Origin of the sequence: Herbaspirillum sp. WGmk3 (genome assembly GCF_023952535.1) — a bacterium.
GTDB lineage: Bacteria > Pseudomonadota > Gammaproteobacteria > Burkholderiales > Burkholderiaceae_D > Herbaspirillum > Herbaspirillum huttiense.
In genome coordinates this window covers 733139-749530 of sequence record NZ_JAKYWT010000001.1, presented here as the reverse complement: position 1 = coordinate 749530, position 16392 = coordinate 733139, and the positions used below count along the sequence as shown (strand labels likewise).

The window sequence follows — 16392 nt, the reverse complement described above, 5'->3', positions numbered from 1 at the left end:
CGCGCCGGACAAGAACGAGGATGGTGGCAGGCATGAATATCTGGTCCTACATTTTGAAGCGGGTGCTGTTGATGATCCCCACGCTCTTCGGCGTGGTGGCCATCACCTTTGCGGTGATCCAGTTCGTGCCGGGCGGCCCGGTGGAGCAGGCGATGCTGGAGATGAAAGGGCGCGGCGGTGGCGGCGAAGCCTCCGGTGGCGGGGCGGCCAGTGGCGCTTCGGCCTATCGCGGACGGCAGGGCATCGACGAGCAGCGCATCGCCGAGATCAAGCAGCTCTACGGTTTCGACAAGCCGCCGGTGGAGCGTTTCTGGACCATGCTCAAGGGCTTCCTCACCTTCGACCTCGGCAAGAGCTTCTATCACCACGGCGATGTCTGGACCCTGGTCAAATCCAAGTTCCCGGTCTCCATCAGCATCGGGTTGTGGACCTTCCTGCTGAGCTACCTGATCTCGGTGCCGCTGGGCATTGCCAAGGCGGTGCGCGAAGGCAGCCGCTTCGATACCGCCACTAGCGGCCTGGTGCTGGTCGGCTATTCCATTCCCGGGTTCGTGCTGGGCGTGTTCCTGCTGGTGCTGTTTGCCGGCGGCAGCTTCGTACAGTGGTTCCCGCTGCGCGGCCTCACCTCGGACAACTGGGCCAGCCTCTCCTTCACGGGCAAGATCACCGATTACCTGTGGCACATCACCTTGCCGGTCTTCGCCTCGGTGATCGGTGCCTTTGCCGTCATCACCATGCTCACCCGCAATACCTTCCTTGAAGAGATCCGCAAGCAATACGTGCTGACTGCGCGCGCCAAGGGACTCTCCGAGCGCAAGGTGCTGTACAAGCATGTCTTCCGCAATGCCCTGATTCCGCTGGTGACCGGTTTTCCCTCGGCTTTCATCGCTTCCTTCTTCGCCGGCAGCCTGCTCATCGAGACGCTGTTTTCGCTCGATGGCATGGGCCTGCTGGCCTATGAATCGGCGATCCGGCGCGACTATCCGGTGGTGATGGGCACGCTGTATCTCTTTACCCTCATCGGCCTGGTGGTCAAGCTGGTCGGTGATCTTTGCTACGTGTGGGCAGACCCGCGCGTCCAATTCGAAAGCCTGGCGAAATGAGCATGACGACCCCCGCCACTCCCTCCACCCGTTCGATTTCGCCCAGCCGCCGCATCTGGCTGCGGTTCCGTGCGGACCGCGCCGGCTACTGGAGCCTGGTGATTTTTTCCATTCTCTTCATCGTGAGCCTGGGCGCTGAACTGGTCTCCAACGACAAGCCGCTTGTGGCCAGCTATCAGGGCAAGCTGATGTTTCCGATGCTGAAGGATTATTCAGACAAGCATTTTGGCGGCGACTTCGACTCGCCCGCCGACTATCTCGATCCCTTCATCGAACAGCAATTCCGCAAGGACGGCAACTGGGTGATCTATCCGCTCAACCGCTACGGCTACAACACCCTGAACTACTTCGCCAAGGAGCCCAACCCGGCGGCGCCTTCCTCCGAAAACTGGCTGGGCACCGATGACCGAGGCCGCGACGTCTTTGCGCGCCTGCTCTACGGCTTCCGCGTGTCGGTGCTGTTCGGGATGGCGCTGACCTTCATCGGCGTGATCCTGGGCGTGGCTGCCGGTGCAGTGCAGGGCTACTTTGCTGGCCGCACTGACCTCATTACCCAGCGTCTGCTGGAGATATGGGGCTCGATGCCGGAGCTGTACCTGCTCATCATCTTCTCTTCCATCTTCCAGCCCAGCCTGGGGCTGCTGCTGGTGCTGCTGTCCCTGTTCGGCTGGATGAGCCTGTCGGACTACGTGCGCGCGGATTTCCTGCGCAACCGCAATCTCGAGTACGTGCAGGCTGCGCGCGCCATGGGTTTGCCCGATCGCCTCATCATCTGGCGTCACGTGCTGCCCAACAGCATGACCACGGTGGTGACCTTCCTGCCGTTCCGCATGAGCGCGGCCATCCTGGCGCTGACCAGCCTGGACTTCCTCGGCTTGGGCGTGCCGCCGTCTACCCCCAGCCTGGGTGAGCTGCTGGCTCAGGGCAAGAACAATCTGGATGCCTGGTGGATCGCGGTGGCCACTTTCGTGGTGCTGACCGTGACCCTGCTGCTGCTGACCAATATCGGCAACGGGCTGCGCAACGCCCTGGACGTACGGAGGAAGGCATGAGCGCCCCGCTGCTGGAAGTGAAGGACTTGACGGTGCGCTTCGGCGACACCGTGGTGGTGGACCGCGTGAGCTTCACGATTGCACCCGGTGAAAAATTTGCCCTGGTGGGGGAATCCGGTTCCGGCAAGACGGTGTCCTCGCTGGCGGTGATGCAGCTGAACCAGGATGCCCGCTACGAAGGCAGCATCCTGCTCGACGGCCAGGACGTGCTGAAGAAGAACGAGCGCCAGATGCAGCAGGTGCGCGGCAATGACGTGGCGATGATCTTCCAGGAACCGATGACGGCCCTGAACCCGCTCTTCACCATCGGCAACCAGATCGCCGAGGTGTTGATGCTGCATGAGGGCCTCAATGCGCGCGATGCCGCTACGCGGGCGGTAGCGCTGCTGGAAAAGACCGGCATTCCGGAGCCCGCACGCCGGGCGCTGTCGTATCCGCATGAACTCTCGGGTGGCCAGCGCCAGCGCGCCATGATCGCCATGGCCCTGGCCTGCAAGCCCAAGCTGCTCATCGCCGATGAACCGACCACGGCCCTGGATGTGACCATCCAGGTACAGATCCTGGCGCTGCTGAACCAGTTGCAGCGCGAAGAGAACATGGCCGTGCTCATCATCTCGCACGACCTGAACCTGGTGCGGCACTTCGCTGATCGCGTCGGCGTGATGGAAAAGGGCAAACTGGTCGAAAGCGCGAGCGTTGCCGAGCTCTTCGCCAATCCGCAGCAGCCGTACACCCGCAAGCTGCTGCAGAGCCGTCCGCAGCGCAATGCGGCCGACGTGCCGGCAGAAGCGCCCGTGGTCCTGCAGGCGGAAAAAGTGCGCTGCACCTATCACATCAAGCAGGGCTGGTTCGCCAAGCGCGCCTTCCATGCGGTCGATGGCATCGACCTGCAATTGCGGCGCGGCGAGACCATCGGCATTGTTGGTGAATCCGGCTCCGGCAAGTCCACGCTCGGCATGGCCTTGCTGCGGCTGTCGGCGGCCAGCGTAGCGGGCAGCATCCGTTTTGAGGGGACGCCGATTTCCGAGCGCAGCAGCCGTGAACTGCGGCCCTTGCGCGCGCGCATGCAGGTGGTGTTCCAGGATCCTTTCGCCTCGCTCTCGCCGCGCCGTACGGTGGAGCAGATCGTGGGCGAAGGGCTGGCCCTGCATCATCCCGGGAAGACGCCGGAGCAGCAACGCGAGGCCATCGTCTCCGCACTCGAAGAAGTGGGCCTCACGGCAGCCGTGCTGGAACGCTACCCGCATGAATTCTCCGGCGGCCAGCGCCAGCGCATCGCCATCGCCCGCGCGTTGGTGCTGCAGCCGGAACTGCTGTTGCTGGACGAGCCCACTTCCGCCCTGGACGTGACCGTGCAGCAGCAGGTGCTGCAACTGCTGGCCGACCTGCAGCGCCGGCATGGACTGGCCTATCTGTTCATCACCCACGATCTGGCCGTGGTGCAGGCCATGGCGCACCAGGTGATCGTGATGAAGGATGGCAAGGTGGTCGAGAGCGGTCCGGCTGACCAAGTGCTCAAGCAGCCGCAGCAGGAATACACACGCCGCCTGGTGGCCGCCGCTACCTACGCCGAAGCCGCGCACTGAGCGGCCCGGCAAAAAGAAAACCCGAAGTCCGGATCAGCTCCGGGGCTTCGGGTCCATGCAGACTGCAATCGTTATTGTTCTTCCGTGCTTGGGGCGCGTCTTCTTGTTGTGGGCGGCCGAGCCGCCCGGGTCTCCTCCGGTTTCCTCCGGATTATTGCTTGCGGGCGCCGTTGCCCGAGGCCAGCGTCAGCGGCTTGCCGGCGACCTTGCGCGCCGGTGCCGGTGCCGCCTTGCGCACCGGGGCCTTGGCCGATGCCACCTGGCGGCGTGCCGGGGCAGCGTGGTGCGTGGCCGCTACGCGCGTCGGTGCGGCGTGGGCGGCGGCATTGGGCACTTGCAGCTGCAGGCTCTGGCCGGCGGCCAGGGTGTCACGCTTCAGGCCATTCCATTCCTTGATCTGCGCCACGCTCACGCGGTAGCGGCTGGCGATGCCGGCCAGGGTGTCGCGCTTGCCAGCCTTGACATAGATGCGGCGGGTTTCCGGTACATCCGGGGCGATGGCCAGACGGGCGTTGTCGGCGATTTCCGGGGTCAGGTCGGTATCGAGCGCGGCGGTCTCTTCATTCTTCGGGACCAGAATGGTCGAGCCGGCCTTCAGGACCATGCGCGGCGGGATCTGGTTGACGCTGCGGATCACTTCAGGGGTGGTGCCGAACTTGCTGGCGATGGTCTCGATGCGCTCGCGGGCGCTGGAGACGGTGTGCGCAGTCCAGGTCGAGAAAGCCTGGGTCCACTTGGACATGTTGGACTTGAACTTCTCGGCATTGCTTTCCGGCAGCAGGATCTTGGTATCTTCGCCGCCGATGATGACGGGGCGGTTGAATTGCGGGTTCAGCGCCTTGAATTCATCCAGCGACAGCTCGGCCAGTTGCGCGGCGACCTTCACGTCGATGTTGCGGGTCTTGCCGATGGTGACGAAGTAGGGCTGGTTGTCCACCTTGGGCAGGGCGATGTCGAAGGCGGCCGGGTTGGCGATGATGTTCTTGACCGCCTGCAGCTTGGGCACGTAGTTGCGGGTCTCGTTGGGCATCTGCGCCGACAGCGTATTGAAGTCGATCGGCAGGCCGGCCGCCAGGTTGCGGTTCACGGCGCGCTGCACCGAACCTTCGCCCCAGTTGTAGGCCGCCAGCGCCAGCTGCCAGTCGCCGAACATGCCGTAGAGCTTCTGCAGATAGGTCAGGGCAGCATCGGTCGAGGCCAGCACGTCGCGGCGCTCGTCGGTGAACATGTTCTGCTTGAGGTTGTAGTCACGCCCGGTGGAGGGGATGAACTGCCACATGCCGGCCGCCTTGGCGGTGGAGAGGGCTTCCGGGTTGAAGGCCGATTCGATGAAGGGCAGCAGCGCCAGCTCGGTGGGCATGCCGCGCTTTTCCAGTTCCTGGACCACGTGGAACAGATAACGCGAGGCGCGCACCGTGGTGCGCTGGATGTAGTCGGGACGGGAGCTGTACCACTGGGTCTGGCTCTCCACCAGCGAATTGTCCAGATCAGGAATCCCGAAGCCCTTGCGAATGCGCGTCCAGATGTCGATGTCATTCATCCCCGGCAGGGCATTGCCGGCCAGTTCGGGATTGATCGCATTGAAGGGGGCGGGGTAGATCGAGATATCGTTGGCGTGGGAGAGCAGCGGGGTACCAGCGCAGAACAGGGCGGCAATGGCGAGTTGTTTCAAAGTACGCTGCATGTGGGCGATATCCTGTGCCAGAGGCAAAAGTTGGGTGCGGCGCTTCCGTTGCAGAGCTGTAATGAAGCTCGACACCTCCTGCCGGCGGAATCCGGATCAGTCCGATCACGGGCGCGTGCAGGTTAACGGTAATGCAAGGTCGGAAGCTGCGAGTTTCCCCGGCGTGGTGCAGAGTGGACAGCGTTTCGTAAAAGTTCGTAAAAACGCTGGTGCCCAATTTGGGGAATTGGAGGAGTGTACGGAAGACCCTTTTCGCCAGTCAAGCAAAAATTGGCCTCTGTTACAAAGCCAAGTCCTTGATTTCGCTGGTTTTTGCGTCTAACTGGCCCTCAATTTGGCGCTATCTGTAGGTATTCTTCCATTCGCGCAGCGCTGCAAAGCTGCTAACTTCATTCAACTCCGTCAATCGGCCTGCCTTTTGCAGTGATTCCTGGATTTCTTTTTGATGGGCCCGCAGGAAGGGATTGGTCGCGCGCTCCAGCGCGATGCTGGTCGGGACGGTGGCTTCCCCTTGGTCCCGCTTGGCGCGCTCGCGCTGGATGCGGTCGCTGAGCTCGGCATTGCCGGGCTCGACCTCGGCCGCGAACTTGAGGTTGGAGAGGGTGTATTCGTGGGCGCAATACACTCGGGTATCGCCCGGCAGGCTGCTGAGCTTGGCCAGTGACTCCACCATCTGTGCCGGGGTGCCTTCGAAGAGGCGGCCGCAGCCGCCGGCGAAGAGCGTATCGCCGCAGAACACAAAACCCTGTTGCGCCGAGTAAAACGCGATGTGGCCCAGGGTGTGGCCGGGCACGTCGATGACTTGCAGCGAGAGGCCCAGAGAAGGGATCGTCACTTCGTCATTCCCGTGCAGCGGGACCGTCATCCCCTTGATGCGGGATTGCTCGCGCGCCGGCCCGTAGACCGGGATGGCCGGGAACTCGTCGCTCACGGCGCTGCGCGCGAGCTCGACCACACCGCCGACATGGTCAGCGTGGTGATGAGTCAGTAGAATAGCGGCCAACGTCAGGCCCTCGGCCTGCAATGCGGCCAGGACGGGGACCGCGTCGCCGGGGTCGACCACGGCGGCATGGCGCCCGTCATGGATGATCCACAGGTAGTTGTCGTCGAACGCCGGTACGGCCAGGACGTCCAATGAAGTTTTCTGATCTGCTTGAGCTGGCTTGGCTGGCTGGGTCATGAGGCGCGAAAGAAGAGATGGCTGACAAGGCTGAAACTGCTGTGACTGCGAACAACGCGGAAATTATAGACCTGGCCGCCTGGTTGCAGACGCCCATCGGCGATTACCTGCGCCAGTGGGAGCAGCATCACCTCAATGCGCTGACGGCCGACATCTTCGGCTTCAACGCCGTGCAGATCGGTTCGCCCCAGATCCATGCCCTGCAGGCCAACCGCATGCCCTATCGCTGGCTGGCCGACAACCGCATGCCGGTGGAAGGGCAATCCGAGCTGGAAATCCCCCAGGTGGTGACGCAGAATTTCGGCGAACTGCCCTTTGCCACCCAGAGCCTGGACCTGGTGGTGCTGCCGCACGTCCTGGAATTCGCCGCCGAGCCGCACCAGGTGCTGCGCGAGGTGGAGCGGGTGCTGATTCCGGAAGGGCAGGTCATCATCTGCGGCTTCAATCCCAGCAGCCTGTGGGGCATGCGCCAGGTGGCCGGACGCCTGACCGGCGCGCACTTCCTGCCGCAGGATGGCGAGTTCATCCGCCTGCCGCGCCTGAAGGATTGGCTGAAGCTGCTGAACATGGAAGTCAACCGCGGCCACTTCGGCTGCTACGCGCCGCCCTGCGAGACGGCGCAATGGCTGGACCGCTTCGGTTTCATGGAGAAGGCCGGCGACCGCTGGTGGCCGTATTTCGGTGCGGTCTATATCGTCCAGGCCATCAAGCGGGTGCCCGGCATGCGCCTGATCGGCCCGGCCCTGCAGCGCCAGAAGCTGAAGGCTCCGCGCGGCGTGCCGGTGACCAACCGCATCCACAAAACCGATTGAAACCAGGGCGTGTCGGCGCGATCAGGTATCATCGCGGCCCGCCTGTCATGCGCAAATGCGCATACGCAACCAGATTGAAGTGAAGAGCATGGACAAAGTAGAGATTTATTCCGATGGCGCCTGCAAGGGCAATCCCGGCCGTGGCGGCTGGGGTGCGTTGCTGGTGGCCGGGGGCAAGGAGAAGGAAATCTTCGGTGGCGAGCCCAACACCACCAACAACCGCATGGAACTGATGGCGGTGATCCAGGCCTTGAATGCCCTGAAGCGTCCCTGCGAAGTGGTGGTGCACACCGACAGCCAGTACGTGCAGAAGGGCATCAGCGAGTGGATCCACGGCTGGAAGGCGCGCGGCTGGAAGACCTCCAGCAAGGAGCCGGTCAAGAACGCCGACCTGTGGCAGGCGCTCGATGCCGCCCAGCAGCAGCACCAGGTGGAATGGCGCTGGGTGCGCGGCCACAATGGCCACGCCGGCAATGAGCGCGCCGACCAGCTGGCCAACCGGGGCGTGGACAGCATAGGCTGACCGGCCCGGCGTTTTCTTTCATATCAGTGTTTTAGCAGCAAACAACATCAGCAGGAGCAAGCATGCGTCAGATCATCCTCGATACCGAAACCACGGGCCTTTCGCCGCGCAACGGCAACCGCATCCTGGAAATCGGCTGTGTGGAGGTGCTCAACCGCCAGCTGTCGGGCAAGAACCTTCACTTCTACATCAATCCCGAGCGTGACTCCGAAGAAGGCGCGCTGGCCGTGCACGGCCTGACCACCGAATTCCTGGCCGACAAGCCGACCTTCAAGCAGATTGCCGCCGAGTTCCTCGACTATGTACGCGGTGCCCAGATCATCATCCACAACGCGCCTTTCGACGTCGGCTTCCTGGATGCGGAACTGGCCTTGCTGGGTCTGCCGCCGTTCAAGGAGCACGTCTCCGACGTGGTGGACTCGCTGCAGATGGCCAAGGAATTGCACCCGGGCCGCCGCAATTCGCTCGATGCCTTGTGTGACCGTTACGGCATCTCCAACGCCCATCGCGTGCTGCACGGCGCGTTGCTGGATGCGGAGCTGCTGGCCGAGGTCTATCTGTCGATGACGCGCGGCCAGAATTCGCTGACCATGGACCTGGGCGGCGAGGAAGAAGTCAGCGAAGGCGAGGGCAAGCTGGAGCTGGCCCCGCTGGCCGAAGTGATCGTGGTGGCCGCCAGCGAGGAAGAACTGGGTTTGCATGAAGACGTGCTCAACCAGCTCGACAAGGAAGCGCGCGGCAGCTGCGTGTGGCGCTTTGAACCGCCGCCGCCGGAAGCGGCTGCAGAGGCGGCGTGAAACGGCGTAATGGTGAGGCCGTTGTCGTTGCCCGGCAGCGTTGTCGATAAAAAATGAAGAATTATTTACGAAGCACTTGCGCAGGTCGAAAAACGTTGGCATAATCTCGCTTCTCGATTGGCGCTGCAGCAAAAAGCCAGTCAGGTACGGAAGGTTAGCTCAGTGGTAGAGCACTGCATTCACACTGCAGGGGTCGCAAGTTCAAACCTTGCACTTTCCACCAAATTCAGAAAAGCCCGCCTTGTGCGGGCTTTTCGCATTTCTGCCTTTTCTTCCGTTTTCTTTCCTCGTTTTCTCTCTCTGCATGACGGGCGTGATCCGTTAAGCTAGCGGCCATCCGTCAAGAACAGGACCCGAACAGCCATGCACGACATCATCTGCCCTCACTGCGGCAAAGCCTTCAAGATCGATGAAGCCGGTTACGCCGACATCCTCTCGCAAGTGCGCGACAGCGCCTTCGAGCAGCAATTGCATGAGCGTCTGGAACTGGCCGAGCAGGACAAGCGCAACGCCATCGAACTGGCGCGCGCCAAGTCCGAAGCCGAGTTGCAGAAGGCGGCAGCGGCGCGCGATGCCGAGATCCAGGAATTGAAAGCGCGTCTGGAAGCCGGCGAGATGGCGCAGAAGATGGCCGTCGCCGAAGCCATGGCCAACGTGGAGCGCGAGCGTGACAAGCTGGCCAACGATCTGGAGCAGGCCCGCAGGGAAAAGCTCGCCGAGCAGCAACTGGCCCAGGCGCGCCTGGCCCAGCAGCTGCAGCAGACCGCCAGCGAGAAGGATGCCGAGATCCAGGCCCTGAAAGCGAAGATGGATTCCATCGCCCTGACCCAGAAGCTGGCCGTCAACGAAGCCGTCGGCGCGGTGGAGAAACAGCGCGACGAACTCAAGAGCAAGCTGATGCACGCCGAGCTGGAAAAGCAGCTGGCCGAGAAATCACTGAAGGACAAATACGAGACCCAGCTGAAGGACCGCGAAGACATGATCGAGCGCCTGCGCGACATGAAGGCGCGGCTCTCCACCAAGATGGTCGGCGAGACTCTGGAGCAGCACTGCGAGACGGAGTTCAACCGCATCCGCGCCACCGCCTTCCCGCGTGCGTATTTCGAGAAGGACAACGATGCGCGCAGCGGCAGCAAGGGCGACTACATCTTCCGCGATACGGATGAGGGGGGGACTGAGATCGTCTCCATCATGTTCGAGATGAAGAACGAGAGCGATCGCACTGCGACCAAGAATCGCAATGAAGATTTCCTCAAGGAACTGGACAAGGACCGCCAGGAGAAGGGTTGCGAATACGCCGTGCTGGTCTCGCTGCTGGAGCCGGAGAGCGAGCTGTACAACACCGGGATTGTGGATGTATTTCACCGCTATCCGAAGATGTACGTGGTGCGTCCTCAGTTCTTCATTCCCATCATTACGCTGCTGAGGAACGCCGCGCTCAATTCGCTGAAATACAAGAATGAGCTGGCGGTGGTGAAGGCGCAGAACATCGACATCACCAATTTCGAATCCGAGCTGGATACCTTCAAGGCGGCGTTTGCCAAGAACTACGACCTGGCCTCGCGCCGCTTCCAGACGGCCATCGACGAGATCGACAAGTCCATCGACCACCTGCAGAAGACCAAGGAAGCCCTGCTCGGCACCGACCGCAATCTGCGGCTGGCCAATGACAAGGCGCAGGATGTGACCATCAAGCGCCTGACGCGCGGCAATCCGACCATGGCGGCGAAGTTTGCGGAGGTCAAGAAGGAGCCGTCGGACGACGTGGAGTGAATGGCGCGGATTCCGTAAGGGGCTGACTCCTTCATAAGGAAGCGATCAGGCTGGCGCCGCAGGCTGTGGTGTCACCGTGATAGGCGACCTGCTTGCCGTGGTGCTTGCGGCTGCTGCCGCCGCCGTTGGGCTGGATGGCGAACTGGCCTTTGCATTGGGGGCATTGCGTCATGTCGCCTTCGAGCGCGACGCCTTTACCCATGGCCTTGAGCGTGTCGCTGGCGGAAATCACTTCGCCGCCGTGGGAGGTTTTGTCGCCGAGGCGGATCACGGCGCGGCCTTGTTCGTCTTTCATGTGAGGCTTTCAGTGGAGGCGGGGAGGGATGTCTTGAGCCCAGAGACGGGCATTCGCGGCGGGGTCTTTTTTGCCGTGCCAGTTTTTCATTTCTCTTTTGTCGCCATTGGGATACTCGTTGCGTTCAAGAGCAAGCGCCGTTTCCGCCCAACCCACTGGCGTGTCTCCTGAGGGCTGATCGAATGGGTCGCCGGATTCGATGATGCTGACCTTGGCGACCGCCTCAGGCCAGATGGGATCGCGGCAGGTCCAGAGCGCCATCAGGCGCAAACCGGTCATCAACAGGATGAACGGCATCATGGAGATGCGATAGTCTGCGCTGGCACGCATGCCGAATCCGTACATGCAGAACAGAAAGCTCTCCAGCCTGTTTTCTTTCTCCTTGATGAACAACAGAGGCTTGGGCAATTCTGCCGGGCCGTGATTCATGTACCAGCACCAATAGTTCCATTGAGATAGGAGGTCTTCCAGACTTTCGTCCTCGGCCCATTTCTTACCTATCGCGAATGCGCGCGTGACGTTGCCGTGATCATCAACCTCGTAGTACCGAATATGGTAGACATGGCGGCAATGGGCCACACCACGGTGGATGCAGAAGATCGCATGTTCATTCCAGGGAATTTCCCATGTGACATCACCTCGGCTCGGCTTGCAGAAGAATCTGCGACGGCGGATGGCATGGATTTTTCTCTCTTTGCGATTGAAGCGGATGGGGCGGCGGGTTAATGAAAAGAATTCGTCGCGCCCATACTTGAACACCATGTGTACAAAATAGATGACGGATGCGATCACAATGAGGTAGAAGGTAACTGCACCGATCCCAATGACCGCTGGAGGACTCATTAGAACCCGGCACAGGAATAGGATTAGCGCACCCGAAAACAACCCTGCCAACAGTACTCCTCCAGCATGCCGTTGCCGATCTCTAAATGGCTGATCTGTTACATCCATAAAGGTCGAATTGATTCTGAACAGGGTGCTTCCATCCTTGCATTCGGAACTGACAGGCTTGTCGATTGGTAAGCGATGTCTGAGATCCCAATCAGGGATAGGTTTGCCCGCTCTGTAGGGGAACGCGCGTTCATCCATGGAAATATCCTAATGCCGGGGAGGAATGTCTTCAGCCCAAAGCAAGGCATTTAGCGCGGGATCTTGTTCACCGCGCCATGTATCCATTTCACGCTTTGGATCGTGGGGATATTGCTCACGTTGTTTCGCAAGCACGGTGGCTGCCCAACCAATGGGCGTGTTGCCGTCGGGTTGATCGTAAGGATCATCAGGTTCAAGCGCGCTGACATCTTCTACTGATCTTGGCCAGACAGGATCACGACAGGTCCACATCGCCATGAGGCGATGGCTGGTCATCACCAAGATAAATGGCATCATTGCAATTCGGTACGCAGCGCTGGCTTGCAGGCCGAAGTCGTACAAGCAAAACAGAAAACTTTCCTGCATATCCTCGCGCTCGCTGAAGAAGAGCGGCGGCTTCGGCAATTCAGCCGGACCTTGATTCATATACCAACACCAGTAATTCCATTGAGAGAGTAAGCCTTGGAGGTTTTCCTTGCTTTCCCACTTTCGCCCGAGAGCAAACGCTCTCACTACCTTGCCGTCTTCATCTAACTCGTAATGCCGAATGTGATAGGTATTTTTATGGTTGGATGTCCCCCTATGAATACAGAAAATCGAATGTTCACTCCAGGGGATTTCCCACGTGACGTCTCCTTGACCTGACTTGGAGAAAAACCTCCGGCGACGGATAGCATAGATTTTTTTCTCTTTCCGATTGAAGCGGATAGGACGTCGCTTCAATGCAAAGAACTCGTCGCGTCCATATTTGAACGCAATAAACAGTAAGGTGGTCAGCGCGAATATAACGATGGAGATCGTCAGCATTGGTATGCTTTGAAGCGTGTTGAGGGAATGACGTATTGCGCTTATTGAAAACGAGAGAAATGCAGCGATACCGATGCAGGCAATGAGCACTCCACCGGCCTGCCACTGCCTATCCATATAGGGTTGATCGGTGACGTCCATATAAGTCGAATTGATTCTGAAGATCGTACCGGTGTCTTTGCATTCAGGACCAACAGGCTGGTCAATGCTTAAGCGATGCTGCCAATCCCATTCTGGAATTGGCTGGCCTTTTTTGAATTGGAATACACGTTCGTCCATCTTCAACCTTCGACTGCATTTTTATATGCATTTAGTTGTTCATCGAATGATGAATATTTTTCTGAAGTACTGAATTCACAGCGAGAAATCCAATTCTTCAATGCGCTGTTGTTGATTAATGCTATTGCTATGCCAATTGCAAACGAGATAAAAAATAGCGGCCAGACTACGGCACCGATTGAAAAATAGATTACAAATGGAAAGACAATTCCGAGGAATCCATTGAGCAGATATAGCTGTGCAAGACGGTCGTTTCCAGCTTTGTTTGCATCTTGAGCGTTGTAGACAATGTCGTAAACACCGGCGGCGATTCCCGCTATAGCACCCACTATCTTTGCTCCCTTTATGATTAGCCCAATGGTTTTCGTGTTCATGGCCCATTGGTCTCGAATAAATGCTCCCAATGGATGTCCTATGGGCTTCTCCGCGCTTACCATGGCTGTTTCTAAAATCGTCGCGCATAAAGTAATGGCCGCTATGGTCGCTTTGACGATGGTCTCTAATCGGTTGAATTGATCGTTGTTGTCGAGATCTTTCATCGCAAAAGTAAGAGCAACCATTTGCACAATCATGGTCACCACCCCAAGCTTGAAATCGCGCGGTGATCCAGAGCCAAGCCACTTCTGCGCCATGGCAACGCCAGGCAGGCCAATGCCCTTGATGCTCCCCGATGCGATGCGGCCCTCTTTTTCAAGTTTGGCGATATCCATCTCATAGGCGATGAAGCGCTGCCTCACCTTTGTCTCCTTGACTTCCTTGCGTACACGAGCAGCCTCCAGGCGCGCATCCGCTCTGGTTTGCTGCCGACGTGTCTCAAGTTTGATACCTTGCTCTCGTGCCTGGGAGATCGCCCAGCGCACTACCTCTTCACTCCGCATGTTGCTGATCTTGATAGCACCATCACCTAGCAGATGAAGATGGATTCGTCCCAGTCCACGCGCCAGGAAATTGCCGCTTTCACTGATGGCGTTCGAAATTACGTTTCCTGTGGTCAGCGCCAATCGGTCAATCAGTTGCGCTTCCTGAGCCGCGTCGTTTAGTCTTGCGACTGCACCCTTGTAAACATTGAGGATGTTTTCGAACTGGATGTCGCTGCCCTTGAGTTGCACCTCAGAGGCCGCGATAATGTCGGCCTGATTAAGCAATAACGCGCGAGCGTATAAGTTGCGCGTGTCCCTGAAGTTTTCGCTGGAGATCCATCGGGTAAGCTGGTCAATACAGGGCTTGGAGCAAGCGGCCTTGCCGATGCACTGCGACATTGATTCGCTGTAAGCATAACCACTGCGGATGTCGGCATCGTCATGAACACCTTCCATCCAGTCCGCCAGCTGCTCGCTCTTGAGCCAGCCAAGATGCGCCATCACCAGCTTCAGAAAGCGCGGTTCAAATTCCTTGAGTGCTGCTTCGTACTGCGCTGGAAATTCCTCGATTCGTTTCATGTCCAGCGTCGGCTTGTCATTGTCATGCGTCAAGTCATACCATGCCTCGTCCTCAGCGGCCTGCATGCGGCCGGCCTGATCTTCTCCATACTTTTTCCGCTTTTCCCTCTGCTTTTCGGCATAGCGTCCGGGGCCACCCGCCTTAATCATTGCGAACACGGTTTTCGCACTGTTGTAGGTGTCGCCATCAGGATTGTTGGCTGACATCTCCGCGACCTTGTCACTGAATTCGACATCTTCCCGAGCCTGCTTGCGCACGCTTTGCTCGGTGATCGCCAAAAGGTCTGCAATCATTTTCGATTGATGCATCTTTTCATCGAACCCAGCCTGCAAGTCCGGCATCGTCAATTCACTCAAATCGTTAGTCATTCCCACTGGATCATTGAGCGCGGCAATGTAGCCCTTGTGATGCGGCCCATGCTCCGCCATGATCGCCCTGAAGCGTACAGCCGTGGCGAGCTTGCGTGTCTCGGATTCAGTGGGCGTGTTGCTGAAGGCGTAGGCCTTTTTCATAGCGGCTTCGTCCGCTACAAAATGCGCCACCTTGTCCGCACTCGCATTGAACTCTCCGGTATGGACCGCGCTACCGGCCAGCATCGCCGGGATATTGATGCACTGCATGTGCTTCTTGCGCCAGCCCGCGTCGCTGACCTTCTTGAGCAAGGCCTTGGTCCACTGCACGTTGGACCAGCCGATCCAGAAGTTGCTGGCCGAGTCCGTCGCCGTGTGGATGATGTCGACGCAATACGCCCGCACCAGCTCGCCTGGATCAATGCACGCAAAACGAATCTTCGCCGGATGCGGCGCGTTGTACTCCAGCGGAAAATTCCAGAGATGCCCGGTCGGCATGACCACATAAGCCTTGAGCCGTCCGCGCTTCTCGTCATAGGTATAGAGATAACCGGGACGCAGCGCGCGCAAGCTGTATTTCGCCGCACCGGCGGACTGCGGGGCACCCTCGATCCTGAAATTGCCGGACAGCCCCGGTACGCCTGCCGCGCCATAAGGACTGGCCACGGCATAGCGGACCGGATAGATCAGCAAGCCTTTCTTGTCGCAAAAATTGCATCCGTTCATCGTGCTGCTCCTGTAGTAGGGGACATGAGATGGCGCACAGCGTCCATCTGCCGATAATCATCCGGACCGAGCCGCTGGAGCAGGGCGTTCCAGCTGAGCTCGCCACTGGCCAGCGCAGGCCAGGCACCATGCAGTGGGGGATGGTCCAGAAAAGCGCTGCCATAGCGCAGGCAATGCAAGGCGTACTCCGTCAGTTCACCGGGATCGGTGAGCTTGAGTACCTGACGTGCGCGCAACAAGGCCGAGTCGCCGCGCCGTGCATACAGCAGGATTTCCGGCGGCGTGCACGCAGCCAGGTTCTCCGGCAGCTGCCGCAGGACCTTGTCGAGCACATCGCAGTGCGCCAGGCTGTGCCACTGGCTGGCGTCGGGCCAGGCCGGCCGGCTGCCGCCCAGCACGTCGATCTCCTCGCCCGGACCGGTGACGCTCCACCAGTGGCCACTCCAGGGAAAGCGCCACTGCGTGACCGGCCCCAGCAGGGCGCGCGTTTGTTCGTCAGAGAACAACTGCAGCGTCAGTGCCATCACGCGTGGGTCGTAATAGCGCCAGTAGACTTGGCGATCCTCCACGCCGGGACCGATCAGGAAGCGTGTGAGGCCGCGCACGAGGCGTTCGGGATCCGCAGCGCTCTCCAGCCAGGCGCACAGGATGGGAGGCTCTTCTGCATGGGGCGCACTGCGTAGCGCCGTGGTCATCCACTGCTGCTGGTCAGCACTGAGCGTGGCCATGTCGATGAGCCTGGGCATCAGGTCGTCCGCATCCTTGATCCGCCCGAGTTCGCACACGCGCATGGGTAGTTCGTGCAAGGGCGAGCGCGGATCCAGATTGGCCGGTTCCACCAGCACCTGGCCATGGGTGATGACCTCATCGGGAAACGAAATGGCATGCATGCGTTC

At 59.8% G+C, this 16392-nt stretch carries 15 protein-coding genes and 1 tRNA gene; 9 read left to right on the top strand and 7 right to left on the bottom strand.

The annotated features are described in order from the left end of the window. The first annotated feature begins 32 nt into the window (after positions 1 to 32). From MKD49_RS03190 to MKD49_RS03180, 3 genes are read left to right on the top strand one after another with little or no spacing between them, the layout of a single operon-like run. Entirely contained in the window at positions 33 to 1103 is a 1071-nt protein-coding gene (locus tag MKD49_RS03190) for a microcin C ABC transporter permease YejB (RefSeq protein ID WP_252695431.1), read from the top strand. Further along, positions 1100 to 2155, top strand: coding sequence for an ABC transporter permease (locus MKD49_RS03185; RefSeq protein ID WP_034340872.1), 1056 nt, complete (start codon positions 1100 to 1102; stop codon positions 2153 to 2155). The genes MKD49_RS03190 and MKD49_RS03185 overlap by 4 nt, the downstream gene beginning before the upstream one ends. Then, positions 2152 to 3741, top strand: a complete 1590-nt coding sequence (locus MKD49_RS03180; protein WP_252695430.1) for an ABC transporter ATP-binding protein — start codon at positions 2152 to 2154, stop codon at positions 3739 to 3741. Before MKD49_RS03185 ends, MKD49_RS03180 begins: the two co-directional genes overlap by 4 nt. 151 nt (positions 3742 to 3892) lie before the next feature. Here the strand turns inward: MKD49_RS03180 and MKD49_RS03175 are convergent, their stop codons facing one another. Beyond that, complete coding sequence (locus MKD49_RS03175) at positions 3893 to 5425, bottom strand: transglycosylase SLT domain-containing protein (RefSeq protein WP_121045276.1); 1533 nt, start codon at positions 5423 to 5425, stop codon at positions 3893 to 3895. 61 nt (positions 5426 to 5486) lie between these two features. On the opposite strand from MKD49_RS03175, the gene MKD49_RS03170 reads away from it, so the two are divergent. Continuing rightward, a complete protein-coding gene (locus MKD49_RS03170; RefSeq protein ID WP_252695429.1) occupies positions 5487 to 5747 on the top strand; it encodes a hypothetical protein in 261 nt (86 codons plus the stop codon). 18 nt (positions 5748 to 5765) lie between these two features. Here the strand turns inward: MKD49_RS03170 and gloB are convergent, their stop codons facing one another. Further along, positions 5766 to 6560: a hydroxyacylglutathione hydrolase gene (gene gloB, locus MKD49_RS03165; protein ID WP_252695428.1), complete on the bottom strand. Its 795-nt coding sequence runs from the start codon at positions 6558 to 6560 to the stop codon at positions 5766 to 5768. Positions 6561 to 6622: 62 nt separating this feature from the next. Here gloB and MKD49_RS03160 point away from each other — a divergent pair, with 62 nt between their 5' ends. From MKD49_RS03160 to MKD49_RS03140, 5 genes are all read left to right on the top strand, one after another. Then, on the top strand, positions 6623 to 7417 hold the full coding sequence (locus MKD49_RS03160) for a class I SAM-dependent methyltransferase (protein WP_034340883.1): 795 nt from the start codon (positions 6623 to 6625) through the stop codon (positions 7415 to 7417). A gap of 88 nt (positions 7418 to 7505) precedes the next feature. Beyond that, positions 7506 to 7940, top strand: a complete 435-nt coding sequence (rnhA, locus tag MKD49_RS03155; protein ID WP_034340887.1) for a ribonuclease HI — start codon at positions 7506 to 7508, stop codon at positions 7938 to 7940. Between the two features lie 62 nt (positions 7941 to 8002). Continuing rightward, complete coding sequence (gene dnaQ, locus MKD49_RS03150) at positions 8003 to 8737, top strand: DNA polymerase III subunit epsilon (protein WP_252695427.1); 735 nt, start codon at positions 8003 to 8005, stop codon at positions 8735 to 8737. A gap of 148 nt (positions 8738 to 8885) precedes the next feature. Then, positions 8886 to 8960: transfer RNA gene (locus tag MKD49_RS03145), tRNA-Val, on the top strand. Positions 8961 to 9100: 140 nt separating this feature from the next. Then, the gene (locus MKD49_RS03140) at positions 9101 to 10510 is read left to right on the top strand and encodes a DUF2130 domain-containing protein (RefSeq protein WP_252695426.1); all 1410 of its coding nucleotides are present in this window, start codon (positions 9101 to 9103) and stop codon (positions 10508 to 10510) included. Between the two features lie 31 nt (positions 10511 to 10541). On the opposite strand, the gene MKD49_RS03135 is transcribed toward MKD49_RS03140, so the two are convergent. From MKD49_RS03135 to MKD49_RS03115, 5 genes are read right to left on the bottom strand one after another with little or no spacing between them, the layout of a single operon-like run. Then, a complete protein-coding gene (locus MKD49_RS03135; RefSeq protein WP_252695425.1) occupies positions 10542 to 10805 on the bottom strand; it encodes a PAAR domain-containing protein in 264 nt (87 codons plus the stop codon). Between the two features lie 9 nt (positions 10806 to 10814). Next, on the bottom strand, positions 10815 to 11894 hold the full coding sequence (locus tag MKD49_RS03130) for a DUF6708 domain-containing protein (RefSeq protein ID WP_252695424.1): 1080 nt from the start codon (positions 11892 to 11894) through the stop codon (positions 10815 to 10817). 9 nt (positions 11895 to 11903) lie between these two features. After that, positions 11904 to 12980, bottom strand: coding sequence for a DUF6708 domain-containing protein (locus MKD49_RS03125; RefSeq protein WP_252695423.1), 1077 nt, complete (start codon positions 12978 to 12980; stop codon positions 11904 to 11906). A gap of 2 nt (positions 12981 to 12982) precedes the next feature. Beyond that, positions 12983 to 15496 (bottom strand): T6SS effector BTH_I2691 family protein, encoded by a 2514-nt coding sequence (locus tag MKD49_RS03120; protein ID WP_252695422.1) that lies wholly within the window; start codon positions 15494 to 15496, stop codon positions 12983 to 12985. Further along, a complete protein-coding gene (locus MKD49_RS03115; protein WP_252695421.1) occupies positions 15493 to 16386 on the bottom strand; it encodes a DUF4123 domain-containing protein in 894 nt (297 codons plus the stop codon). Before MKD49_RS03115 ends, MKD49_RS03120 begins: the two co-directional genes overlap by 4 nt. Positions 16387 to 16392: the final 6 nt, after the last annotated feature.